Origin of the sequence: Colwellia sp. D2M02 (genome assembly GCF_018860755.1) — a bacterium.
GTDB classification, from domain to species: domain Bacteria; phylum Pseudomonadota; class Gammaproteobacteria; order Enterobacterales; family Alteromonadaceae; genus Colwellia; species Colwellia asteriadis.
Genome location: NZ_JAHKPW010000085.1, coordinates 114,132 through 127,957 on the forward strand (window position 1 = coordinate 114,132; position 13,826 = coordinate 127,957).

Genomic DNA, 13,826 nt, shown 5'->3' on the forward strand with positions numbered 1-13,826 from the left:
GAAGCAATTCGTTATATAGAGAATTGACCCAAAATTAGAAACTATATTGGGCTTTTAAGTAATAATACCCACCGCTAAACCCCATAACAGCAGTCACGGGATACTCTGCTCCCAATATATCTGCATATGGATTTTTGTTCGGGTAATTATCAAAAATATTCTGCGCGCCAAGTGAAAATGTTAGCGCTTGCGTTGCGGCATAGCTTATTTCTGCGTCTACTGTGATTGCAGAGTCAATATCAATAGGCCAATCACCTACTTCTGCATGTGCTTCATAATGACCACCAAAATATACCATTCGAATAAAGCCATCGATATCGCCATTAGTATGCTGAACAGTTATTGTGCCTTTGTGATCAGGTAAGCCGTCTTCCATTTGTTTAACAACAGTTTCACTAACAAAGTCTTCATTCCAGTTATCAATACTAGTGTCTGTCCAGTTGTAAGCTAAACTGTAGCGAGTTTCACCGCCAAACATATCTGCGCGATAATTTGCAACGACATCAACCCCTTTTGTCGTTGTATCAAAATCATTGGTGAAGTATTTAACACTGTCAAAACTACTCGCATCTAGTACGCCAAGCGCTTCCAACGCAGTTACATCTTCTTCAGTTACTTTAAAATCTTTTGATAGCGTAATTCGGTCTTTTACTTTGACGTTAAAATAGTCAATAGTGAAAAATAGCTCATCAAACTGAAACACCGCCCCAAACGCATAGTTAGTTGAATCTTCAGGATCTAAACTTTTACCACCCTTGCGCACTGATATGAGATTAGTTGGAGATAATGTTGCCTGATCAACAAGTAATCCCGCCTGATTCAATGATGTGCTAACATTGCTTGCATTGCTTTGACCAACGGTTGGTGCTCTAAAACCTGTTCCTACCGAGCCACGTAACGCGATATTATCATTCGCTTGCCAATGCGCTGTAAGTTTTGCATTTGTTGTTGTGCCAAAGTCACTAAAATCTTCATACCGTGTCGCCGCACCAATACGTAAGTTGTCAGTTAAATAGGCTTCAATATCGATATACGCTGCAACATTCGAACGCTCAAATTCACCGGCATGCTCAGGTTTGAAACCAGGAAAACCATTCGAACCTACATTAAAACCTTGTTTATAAAGTGGCAATGATAATGTAGTGTCACCTAAAGAATAAGAAGCGACATCGCCCGCTTTAATCTCAAAAGATTCTTCACGGTACTCGAATCCACCAGCAACATTGATGTCATCCTCCAGCCAACCAACGGTTAATGGATAAGAAAGATCTAGTGTATAACTGGTGTCTATTTCAATGTATTCTCCTGGGCTGAAGTCTCGTGGTGAGTCAGGTCCCATTGCCGCATTTAAGGTATCAGTAATTGAAAACTTTGACGCATGTCGACCAACTGAGGCACTTAAGTCGTAAAGTAATCCACTTTCAAGTTCGCCTCTAGTACCGATGGCAATGGCGGTATCAACTACCTTACCGCCAAAGTGCGGAGTAAAACCGCCGGGGATATTCTCATAATGAGAAAAGCAATTTGGGTCGGCTTTAATTTGTGCTAGTGCTGTCGGATCCGGAGCATCGTTAATAATATTAACCACGGGACAAGCAATACCATCATCTGGTGTTAAATCGCCAACCAAGAGAGTATTGTCTGGTCCACCATAAACACCACCGCGATTATTAGGATTACGGAAATAAAAACCACCAACAACCTCTTTTTCAGCCCAGTTACCAAAAAGATAGAATTCTTTATCATTGCCTAAATCTAAACCAATATTACCGAATAATTTAAAGTTATTTTTTATTTCTGGATTCCCCCAAACTTGTGCAGGGTTTGCTACACTAGTGTTTCCGGCATCAATCAAAGCTTGCGCATCTTCGCGTTGTACAGAACGGCTAGTCGGCTTATTATCACTGACCTCAAAGCTAAAGTTGGCAAAGCCGTCTTCGGTTAGTGGCAAACCAAAATTACCGGCAAGAAGGTTACTTTCGCCATCTCCCTCGTAATATTGACCTGTTTGCAATTGAAAGGAACCACCTTCACTATCATCTTTCAATTGGAAGTTGATCACACCAGCGATAGCATCCGAGCCATATTGCGCTGCGGCTCCATCTCGTAAAACTTCAACTTGCTTTAATGCAATAGCAGGGATAACAGAAATATCCGGCCCATGTGCGCCATTATTTACACCGCCTGTAGTCCATGTAATGACTGATGCTCGATGACGACGTTTACCATTAACAAGTACTAAAGTATTGTCAGACGGCAAACCTCTCAAGTTTGCCGGTCTAACCATAGTTGCAGCATCATTTATTGACTGTGTGTTGACATTGTAGGAAGGAACAACATTGCTCAATACCGAACTAATATCACCAAGACCATTTCTCGCTAGCTCCTTAGATTCGATAATATCAATTGGTACAGACGAGTCCGCAACTGAACGAGGTGACGATCGAGTACCAATTACGACTATGGTTTCAGTTTCTTTTTCATTATTTTTCACAGCTGCAACGTCGTTTTCTGCCGCAAAACTATTATTGAAGCCTAAAGCAAGCGCAACGGCAATGGTAGTTTTAGCAATTTTCATATTATTCCCTACTACCCCCAACAAAACAAAAAAAACAGAACGTTCCACATAAAATAAATCTACAAAAATGCAAATAAACAAGACTTTGGGAGAGTTAAGCCACACAAAAAGCACCCTTTTAGTGGAACGTTCCAATTAATAACTTAACGATATTTATTTAATAGTCAAACACTATTTAGTATTTTTTTTCTACAGGTGGTGTCGAATTTTTATTTAATAGACAAAGGAAAGGAATAATAAAAAAATCAGTAAACTATAAAAACCATTGTTTTATATGAAAAAAATTTATAGTTTCACAAATGAATTTACACTCTAAAAAAAATGAAGAAATATAATGTAAAAATTAGTAACAAGATTGCAACCTTAAAAGCCACTTTGAAAGTTCGCTTAGTCAATAACTACACTTCGCTGTTCAATCGCTATTATTAGACCCTTGAATTTATTAACTTGAATACAATGGCGCTCTATCTCATTTTAATACTAATAAATATACTAGCCAGAATCGCGCTCTATAAGGTCAACACCAATAAGAATTTTATTTTTGGTGCCATCTTTAATATTTGCCAAAACCTGGCACACTGCAATAGCAATTTGATTCGCATCGACGTGAATTGTCGATAACGCAGGAGACATTAATCGAGAATCTTCCAGATCATCAAAACCAATCACTGCAATATCTTTTCCTGGCTGTTTACCCGATGCCCTTATATGCTCAATTGCGCCATAAGCGATAACATCACTAAAGCAAACAACGGCCTCAATATCGTTAGCAGTCGCTAATACCTCCTCCATAGCCCCACGACCACCATTACGGTTTGTGTTAGATTGTACACATAACTTTTTAGAAAATGGTATTTCTGCTAATGTCATCGCCTCAGTATAGCCAGATAAACGCTGATGATAATCTGATATGCTTTCATTGCCGCCAATAAAGGCAATTCTTTTATAGCCTTTAGCAAGCATGTGTTGCGTTGCCAGTTTTGTACCGGCAAAATTGTCTGGCAATACCGTCGCAACTTTAGCACCAGACACTTCACGCATAATGTGTACCACAGGGAAACCTTGTTCAACCAATGAATTTGTCCATTCAGGTGAAGTGCCCGGCGCAGGACAAATAATAAATGCAGCAACATTATACTCTTTTAGGTTTCGTACCAACGATGTTTGAGTTTCAACATTTTCATCACTATTAACTAGCATAGAAAACATCCCCATTTGGCGAATTTGCTTTTCAAGTCCTACCGCAAGTTGCGCTGAATATGGGTTTTTTAAATCATTAATAACAATAGCGACTAAATTGGATCTTCTACTTCTCAGTGATGCAGCATCTCTATTGTAAACATAACCAATGTCATCAATCGCTTTTTCTACTTTTTGTCGTGCTTTATCACTTACTTTATCGCTTCCAGTCAGTACCAAAGAAACTGTCGATTTCGATACACCGGCTTTTTTAGCCACGTCTATAACCGTCACACTTTTCGATTTTGTGCCACTCTTCATTACAGCTATTCCCTAGTAAATTAACTATTATCATATTAAAACTATTGAATTATAGCGAACCTAGCGTTATATTGACAATTAATTGGAACGTTCCAAACGTTTATTCTATAAATAAGGATCATACAAGTAATGAGTTATCCAACAATTAAAATGAGGACAGTAAGTAAACTGTTAAGTACTTGGACGGGAAATTTATTCGTGTTGGTCAGCCTAGTGCTAACTGCAACGGCTAGTGCAAATACCAACCTTAATACAAATGATGTTACCCAATGGGTTGATCCCTTTATAGGGACGGGTGGTGACGGCCACACATTTCCTGGCGCAGTCGTTCCCTTTGGCATGGTGCAGTTAAGTCCTGATACCGCAGCAGTTAACCGTGGGATTGACCCTCAATCAGAAATATATAAGCACAGTGCTGGCTATCACTATGACGATAAATCTATTATTGGTTTTTCTCATACCCATTTTAGCGGTACGGGTCATTCAGATTTAGGTGATTTGCTGATCATGCCGATGACCGGAGACGCACACACAGAACCAGGTAGCGAAACTAACCCTGATTCAGGTTACCGATCACGCTTTAGTCATGACAGTGAAATTGCATCACCTGGATATTATGCTGTTGAATTAAGCGACTACAACATAAAAGCAGAGCTAACCGCAACTGCTAGAACAGGTATGCATAGATATACCTTTAAAGAAAAAGATCAAGCTCATTTAATGCTAGATTTAACCGCTTCTATTTATAACTTTAAGAATAAAGTTATATGGAGTGACGTACGTGTTATCGATAATCAAACACTATTGGCCTATCGTTCAACCAATGGCTGGGCTAAACAAAGAGAAATGTATTTTGCCATTAAATTTTCTCAACCTTTCGATAGCATAGAGCTAATTAACCAAGACGATAGCCGCTATCGTTGTAATGGTTGCTTAACTAAAAAAGGCAATAAACCTTCTACAATAGTTAATTCTGCTATTCAATATACAGCCGGTAAAGCAGTTAAAGTATTGGCTCACTTTAATGAACCCAATACAAAACCTCTTATTGTAAAAGTAGGTTTATCAGCCGTTAGTCGCAAAAATGCATTGGAAAACTTAACCACTGAAAATCCTGATTGGAACTTTGATAATATTCATCAACAAGCTAAAAAACAGTGGCAACAGCAACTATCTGTGTTGCAAGCAAAAGGCAGTAAATCGCAAAAGCGCCAACTATTTACTGCGCTTTATCATGCCTTACAAGCCCCATCAATATATCAAGATGTAAATGGTCAATATCGTGGTGTTGATGGCGAAATTCATCAAGCTGAAAGTTTTGAAAATCATACATTATTCTCTTTGTGGGATACCTACCGCGCTTTACATCCACTATTGACCTATGTTGCGCCAGATAAAGTCCCTAATATGATTAAATCAATGTTAGCGCACTATAAAGAAAGCTACGACAATATGTTACCTATCTGGTCTTTCCATGCCCACGAAACTTGGACCATGATTGGATACCATGCGGTATCAGTAATCGCTGACGCCTACCTAAAAGGCATTCGTGATTTTGATAGCGAACTTGCATTAAAGGCTATGATCGATACAGCAAACAACCCTAAATATGACGCGATTCCTGAGTATATTAAACGTGGCTATGTTCCTATGGACAAACTTAGCGAATCAGTATCAATTACCTTGGAATATGCTTACAACGACTACGCAATTGCACGTATGGCCGAAGCTATGGGCAAAAAAGATATTGCTAAAACCTTTTATAAACGCGCGTCATCCTATAAAAACCTGTTCGACCCTAGTATAGGCTTTATGCGAGGAAAGAATAGTGAGGGCCTATGGAACCCTAACTTTGATGCCGAAGACGCTAAATTAATGGGGCCATTTACCGAAGGCAACAGTTTCCAATACACTTTTTACGTACCTCATGACGTAAGCGAACTAATTGATTTAATTGGTGGTGATAAAGCCTTTGAAGAGCGCTTAGACTTATTATTTAACAAAGAATTAAGTCATGAAAAAATTAAAGAGCATGAAGATATTGCTGGTTTAATTGGCCAATACGCGCATGGCAATGAGCCAAGTCATCATATTGCTTACTTATACAACTATGCAGGAAAGCCTTGGCGCACACAAGAACGTATTCGACAAATCATGGATACCTTATCTTCAGATAAGCCAGACGGTCTTGCCGGTAACGACGATGTTGGTCAAATGTCAGCATGGTACATATTCTCAGCTATGGGCTTCTACCCTGTTGCCCCTGGTGACTTAACATATGCCATCGGTGCCCCTCAGTTACCAGAAATTTCATTAAACCTAGCTAATGGTAAAAAGTTCACAGTAATAGCGAACAAGCTTTCTAAAGCCAATAAATATATTAAAAGTGCACGTTTAAACGGCAAGCCATTAAAGCGCAGTTTTATCACTCATGATGATATTAATAATGGTGGAACATTAGAGTTTATTATGTCGAATAAGCCAAACAAAACTTGGGCAAACAATACATCACAACGTCCGCCATCAATGAGCACTCACTAGCATAAAGAAATAATACCAGTGCAAGTAATTTAACATGTAACCCAGCGATTCGCTGGGTTAAGGAAAAAGTAATGTTTACTGTAAAATCTACGGTCACGTGTTTACTTACCGTTAGCCTAGCTATTTCAGGCTGTAGTGGCCAATCAAGTACCACTGATGTCACAAAGAAAACCACAAAGTTACAACCAGAATGGGTTAAGAACCCTGTTAACTATGTTAACCCTTTTATTGGCACGGAAGGCGTTTACAACCATCGTCAAGCTTCTAATGTTGTACCCGGGGCTGTATTGCCACATGGTATGTTTAATTTCGGCCCTGAGCATGCTTACACTGAAGACTTACTCAAAGAAAGTGAACTAATGAGTAAACGTGTACTTAAAGAAAAAGGACGAGTTCCCGTTGGCGCTGGTGGCTACAACTATGGTGCTAGCCGAATTAAAGGTTTCTCCTTCACCCGACTATCTGGCACCGGCTGTTTAGGCGCCTCTGGCGATATTCCTGTTTTACCTTTCACTTCCCCAATTACACATTCTCCAGATACGGATATGCTTGATGCTTATTACAGTGCTGGCTTTAGCCACCAAAACGAAACAGCCATTCCGGGTTATTATCAAGTAAAAATGGATAACGGGGTCAATGTAGAATTAAGTGCCACCACTCGAACCGGTATTGCTCGCTTTACCTTTGACTCTCCTGAACAAGCTAAACTACTGTTTAGAAGTTCATATTCACAATTGGGCAGCGGCGACGCCTATACGAAAATTGACCAAGAAAAAGGCGAGATCACAGGTTACGTTACCAGTGGCAATTTTTGTGGCTATTTGGGTGAATATAATCGTCGTGATTATTACACACTACATTTTGTCGCTAAACTAGATGTGCCAATTTCAGGCACAGGTAGCTGGCATGATGATAAAATAACAGCGCAAAGTACCAGCGCAAAAGGTGGTATGGGTTACGGTGAAAAAGGTATACCAAAATTAGGCACTGGCTCAGGCGCTTGGGTTGATTTAGACCTATCTCAGCAACAAACCGTGACCATGAGCGTCGGTATTTCGTATGTTAGTTTAGCGAATGCTCGTGAAAACTTGGCCAAGGAACAAGTCGCGACCTTAGTCAATGCATCACAAAGCAAAGAAGACAGCTTTAAACACATTCGTGAAGAAGCCAAACAAACCTGGAATAAAACCCTTGCTAAGGTCAAAGTTGTTTCAAACAATAAAGATAAACTGACCACCTTCTATACCGCGCTATTTCACTCACAATTTCATCCTAATATTTTTAGCGATATTAATGGCGAATATTTAGGATTTGACCAGCAAGTTCACCGTATTAACGACAAACAATCAGCACAATATGCCAATTTCTCGGGCTGGGACGTATATCGTTCACAGTTGCAACTTGTTACTTTACTTGACCCGAAGCGCGGCAGTGATATTGCCCAATCTTTATTTAACCAAGCTCAACAATTTAACGGGGTTTGGGACCGCTGGACTCATAACTCAGGCCCAACAGGTGTGATGAGTGGTGATCCTTCAACGATTGCTATTGCTAATTTCGTCGCTTTTGGCGCAACCGATTTTGATGTTCAAGGGGCATACCAATCTTTACTTAAAGCCGCTACACAACCAACAGCGTTAGATCTAAGCAATGAAGGTTGTCCGGTGTTTTGTCGAGGACAGCATCCGTCATTAGACCAATGGCAAACACTAAATTATATTTCCGACCAATCCAACAGTTGGGAAGGCGCTTCTGAAACACTTGAGCAAGCCTCTGCTGACTTTGCATTATCACAGCTAGCAAGCAATTTAGGTGATGACAAGTCAGCACAACTGATGTTAACGCGTTCAGGATACTGGAAAAACCTTTTTAATTCGCAGGCAACAGCCAAAGAAGGCTATATACAAGGTCGTAATAAAGACGGCAGTTGGAAAGCCGATTTTGATCCCAACAGCGGACACCTTTTTGTTGAAGGCAGCCCGGCGCAATACCTTTGGATGGTACCGTTTGATGGCGCCAGTTTAAACCAATTAGTTGGCGGCGATGAAGTGATGGCTAACCGTCTTGACAATCACTTTCATAAACCTGATGGCAGCTGGGTATTGTTTAGAGATAAGGCAAGCTATTCAGATGTTTCCAATCAACCTTCTATCGCGTCACCCTGGATGTATCTATTCACTGGTCAAGCATATAAAACTCAAGATACCGTGCGTGCCACTCTCGATTTATTGTGGAACAACACCACAAAAGGCATTCCAGGGCAAGATGATCTAGGCCAAATGTCATCATGGTATGTATTCTCTGCTTTAGGCCTTTACCCTTTACAGCCAGGTCGCGCTGACATGGTACTTTCGAGTCCAACGTTTGAAAAGGCTAACATCGGTAAGCTAACAATTAATGCTCCATTCGCTTCAAGTGAGAATCGTTACATTAGAAGTCTAAAAGTGAACAATATTAACAGCACCAAAAGCTGGATTAATAATCGCTATATTTCAGAACCGGTTGAGTTAAATTTCAAGCTATCCTCAATACCAAATAAACAATGGGGAAAAAAACTATCTGATCGTCCGCTATCTTTTTCATCGGGTAAGGCTGAACAGCACATTAATTCATCACATAACACGGAAGTTGGAGACAAGTAATGGCAGGAAATATCCCAGATTCAACTGCAAGCTATCAGGTAAATGATGGTGAAAACTATCATTTTGCCTTCGCTGCAATGACAACACTTTTTTTTATTTGGGGCTTTATTACCGCCTTAAATGATATTTTAATACCGCACCTCAAAGCTGCTTTTGATCTTAATTACGTGCAAGCAATGCTAGTGCAGTTTTGTTTTTTTGGTGCCTATTTTATTATGTCACCTCTAGCAGGAAAACTGATCAGCAAAATTGGCTACTTAAAAGGTATTATCACTGGCTTGCTAACAATCGCTGCTGGGTGTTGCTTATTTTACCCCGCCGCTGAAGTTGGTGTTTATTGGGTATTCTTAGCAGGCTTATTCGTACTGGCCTCTGGAATTACCATTTTACAAGTATCAGCCAACCCATATGTTGCTTCACTTGGCGCTGAAACAACCTCAGCGAGTCGTTTAAATTTGGCGCAAGCGATAAACTCTTTAGGCCACACACTCGGGCCGATTTTTGGTACAGCATTAATATTTGGTGCCGTTGCTCATACCGAAGTTATTGACGCAAAAAGTGTGCAACTACCATATTTATTGCTAGCCGGAGCAACGATACTTATTGCTGTTGGTTTTAAATTCTTGCATTTACCCGCCATAGAGTCGATTGCCGAAGCACCTAAAAGTGATACCGCGGTTACCGGTTCTATCTGGCAACAGAAACCGTTACTATTAGGCGCGCTTGGTATTTTTCTATACGTTGGTGCTGAAGTGTCAATTGGTAGCTTTTTAGTCAACTACTTTACCCAAGATGACATCGCCGGATTAACAGAAATGAAAGCTGGTGAAATGGTGTCTTATTACTGGGGCGCTGCGATGATTGGTAGATTTGTAGGCGCTTACCTCACTCGCATTATTAAACCTAGCTACGTATTAGCCGCGAATGCAATCTTCGCGATGATCTTACTCATACTTACCATGTCAAGCAGTGGCCACTTTGCTATGTGGGCTGTAATCTCGGTTGGTTTTTTCAATTCAATCATGTTTCCAACTATTTTTGCTCTAGCGATTCGAGGCTTAGGGCCACTTACTTCGAAAGGATCAGGTTTATTGTGCCAGGCAATAGTTGGTGGCGCTATTTTACCACTTATTCAAGGATATGTTGCCGACATCAGTTCAGTACAAGCGAGCTTTATCGTACCAGCTTGCGCGTATGTTTATATTTGTGGCTATGGCTTATACAGTGCAAAAGCAATGTTAACAGATACGAATCAAAGCGATAGTACGGTTAAGGATAACTCATGAAATCAGTAATTTGTTTTGGCGAAGCTCTAATTGATTTTCTCAACACCGGCAAGCAGGAAGACGGTTGTTTAATGCTAAATAACTATCGACAATACCCAGGTGGTGCACCTGCTAATGCCGCTGTAGCTATAGCAAAACTTGGTGGTAATGCCATATTTGCAGGCCAAGTCGGCAATGATATTTTTGGTGACTTTCTAAACGCATCAATGCAGGCTTACCATGTAGACACCAAGTTTTTAAGTCGTCATTCAAGTGCGCCAACGGCATTAGCCTTTGTCACCCTAGATCAATATGGCGAAAGGTCATTTTCCTTTTATCGTCAAAATAGTGCCGACGTGTTATTCAAGCAAGAACAGGTAAAAGATGAATGGTTTACACAAGATACAACATTTCATTTTTGCAGCAACACTCTTACCGAACCCGACATTGCACACTGTACCGAATATGCTGTAAATAAGGCGCTGGATGCCGACGCTATTGTCAGCTTCGATGTCAACCTTCGCCATAATTTATGGCCTAGCGAACAAGCAGATATTGATACTGTCAATAACCTTGTTCAGCATGCGCATATTATTAAGTTTTCACTCGAAGAATTTAATTATCTTGCCAATGACAATCCAGATGACTACTTAAAATTCTGTTTGAATTCGAATTGTCAGCTTTTGATCATTACTGATGGGGCAAACCCTATTGTTTATCATACGCCAAACTTTTCTCGTAGCGTTCAACCGCCGGCAATAACTGCAATTGATACAACAGCAGGGGGCGATGGCTTTATCGGAGGTATTTTATTTGCTCTATCACAGTTTGACCATTTAAGTGATGTTATTAATAACGACAGTGTACTCAAAAAAGTTATTGAATTTTCGGCACAATGCGGCGCAATCGCCGTCAGTAAATCAGGAGCATTTCCTGCTTTAGCAACATTAGACGAAGTTTTGCCAAGATTAACGGCGCAACAAGATTCCCCGTCTATCAATCAAGTACCTTCTCTTGATGCATTCCTTTGGAGTTAAACTATGAACTTTTACGATACCAATTTCCTCAAAACACACAGCCAAGAAATTTTAGCATTTTATGATGATCGTGTTATTGACTCTAATGGTGGCTATTTTCAAAATTTTTATGATGATGGCACAACCTTTAATAACGGCTTTAAGCAATTAGTCAGCAGTACGCGTATCATCGTAAATTATGCAATGGCTGCTAGTGTGCTCGATAAACCTGATTACCTAAAAACAGCACAACATGGCTTAGACTATTTAGAGCAAGTACATTGGCAAGAAGAAAGCCAGGGCTATGCGTGGACTTTACAAGACAATCATCCTTTAGATATGACACAACAAGCCTATGGCTATGCCTTTGTGTTATTAGCCTATGCGGCAGCACGCAAAGCAGGAATTATCAGCTCTAATGATAAGCTAAATGAAACTTATCAGTTACTTGAAGAACGTTTTTGGCAAGCCGATTATGGTTTGTACGCTGATACCTTAAGCGCTGACGGTATTTTATCTAAGTATCGTGGACAAAATGCGAACATGCATATTTGTGAAGCGATGATTTCAGCCTATGAAGCAACTAACAACCCCCTATTTTTGGAACGTGCCAATTCTATAGCCGACAATATCTGCAACAAACAAGCTTCGCTCACAAATGGACTTGTTTGGGAGCATTATACCGCGAGTTTTCAACCTGATTGGGAATATAACAAAACTGATCCCAAAAACCTTTATCGCCCTTGGGGTTTTCAGCCAGGACATCAAACAGAATGGACAAAGTTACTACTACAATTAAACAGACATGCGCCACAAGTATGGTTTGTTGAAAAAGCTCAGCAGCTATTTGATGATAGTTTTGACCGATCTTGGGATGAGAATCATGGCGGATTAATTTATGGTTTTGATCCACAAGGTAACTGGTGTGACGACGATAAATATTTTTGGGTGCAAGCAGAAAGCTTTGCCGCGGCAGCACTGTTATATCAAGTAACTGATGACCAAAGCTATTTAGATAATTATCAAAAGCTTTGGCAATATAGTTGGCAACACTTTGTAGACCATAAGTACGGAGCTTGGTTTAGAGTATTACGAAGAGATAATTCAAAATACTCTAATGAAAAAAGCTTAGCCGGTGCAAAATGTGACTATCATAGTTTAGGCGCTTGTTTAGAAGCAATTAGAGTATTAAAAATGAAATCCTCCACCTAATATTACTAATTATGAACTGATTTCTGGGGTTATATTAAGACAGCAATAACTTTTATCTATTGCAAACTCTGACATAACCCTCTTCAAGCTAGATAAGACTTTCAACCTAAGCTTTTAATTTTTAGTAACTCATTTCATGTTTACGAGTGAGATGTTTCATTAGCTATATTACTTATTAGTAAAATAGCTCAATATAATTACTAGTGCCAGTGTACCACCTCACGCCTTGCGTGATAAATAGCCTTCTGAAGCAACATAACTAATTATCTTCAAAATTTAAATACTCAATAAAAGAATAGCCTAACTTACTTATTATAAAGATATTAAGTTATTGAGAATCGCAGGTGTTTTTAACTTTCCTGACCAATAGAGCTTAATTACCCTAGAAACAAAACTACTCTAAGCTCAACTAAGTCTATTAATTATAATGTCTCTACACATTGAACACTTGTTTTTATTTGAAAATCATCAAAAACAAAACATGTGATTTTTATTCCTATATTGATAAATACACAGCAAAAATCATCTCACTTTGTGCCCCTTTCCGGATATAACTTAGGATCATTTTTACCACAAACCAGGCCATTTTATGAATAAAAAAGACATCAGAATGGTCTGCTTAGATACGAAAGCGGAAATAAGATTTGGCTTATCTAATGAAAAAAAATCCGACATAGTTGTCATAAATGAAACCTTAAAGTTGTTCTAATATTCATATAAAGGCTGAATATTCAAAACTCAATTTTTACTGAAAGCTGACATTAGAGTAATACCTATTTTGTGTCTTCTCGTGCATTAAAGGTAAGCTTTAATGATTCTAAATAATACTGGAGCCCCCACAAATAAAACTATTAATTAAACTGTTCTTTTGTCATCTTGCCAATAACAACAGGTTTGTAATCAACAATTTCAAATTCACGTATCATAGACATGTCCTTCCACATAAGATCGTATCCTTTGGTTCTCTTAAATTGAAGTGGTCAAGTAAAATTGGCCACAGTTTTAGAGTTTAACCAGTATCTTCTCTCTGACTCATTTGGACTTAACCCAGCGTTATACCGGTGTGGTCTAG

General features: G+C 39.4%; 7 protein-coding genes. 5 read left to right on the top strand and 2 right to left on the bottom strand.

What is annotated here, in order from left to right:
• Positions 1–34: 34 nt before the first annotated feature.
• Positions 35–2,578 (bottom strand): TonB-dependent receptor, encoded by a 2,544-nt coding sequence (locus KO495_RS16500; protein ID WP_215981497.1) that lies wholly within the window; start codon positions 2,576–2,578, stop codon positions 35–37.
• Positions 2,579–3,070: 492 nt separating this feature from the next.
• Positions 3,071–4,078, bottom strand: a complete 1,008-nt coding sequence (locus tag KO495_RS16505; RefSeq protein WP_215981498.1) for a LacI family DNA-binding transcriptional regulator — start codon at positions 4,076–4,078, stop codon at positions 3,071–3,073.
• 129 nt (positions 4,079–4,207) lie between these two features.
• Here KO495_RS16505 and KO495_RS16510 point away from each other — a divergent pair, with 129 nt between their 5' ends.
• The 5 genes from KO495_RS16510 (at position 4,208) to KO495_RS16530 (ending at position 12,754) form a co-directional block, all read left to right on the top strand.
• Positions 4,208–6,619, top strand: a complete 2,412-nt coding sequence (locus KO495_RS16510) for a GH92 family glycosyl hydrolase (RefSeq protein WP_252739028.1) — start codon at positions 4,208–4,210, stop codon at positions 6,617–6,619.
• Between the two features lie 71 nt (positions 6,620–6,690).
• Entirely contained in the window at positions 6,691–9,261 is a 2,571-nt protein-coding gene (locus tag KO495_RS16515) for a GH92 family glycosyl hydrolase (protein WP_215981499.1), read from the top strand.
• Positions 9,261–10,547, top strand: a complete 1,287-nt coding sequence (locus KO495_RS16520; protein ID WP_215981500.1) for a sugar MFS transporter — start codon at positions 9,261–9,263, stop codon at positions 10,545–10,547. The genes KO495_RS16515 and KO495_RS16520 overlap by 1 nt, the downstream gene beginning before the upstream one ends.
• The gene (locus tag KO495_RS16525) at positions 10,544–11,563 is read left to right on the top strand and encodes a carbohydrate kinase (RefSeq protein WP_215981501.1); all 1,020 of its coding nucleotides are present in this window, start codon (positions 10,544–10,546) and stop codon (positions 11,561–11,563) included. The genes KO495_RS16520 and KO495_RS16525 overlap by 4 nt, the downstream gene beginning before the upstream one ends.
• Before the next feature lie 3 nt (positions 11,564–11,566).
• Positions 11,567–12,754, top strand: a complete 1,188-nt coding sequence (locus tag KO495_RS16530) for an AGE family epimerase/isomerase (protein WP_215981502.1) — start codon at positions 11,567–11,569, stop codon at positions 12,752–12,754.
• Positions 12,755–13,826 lie beyond the last annotated feature (1,072 nt).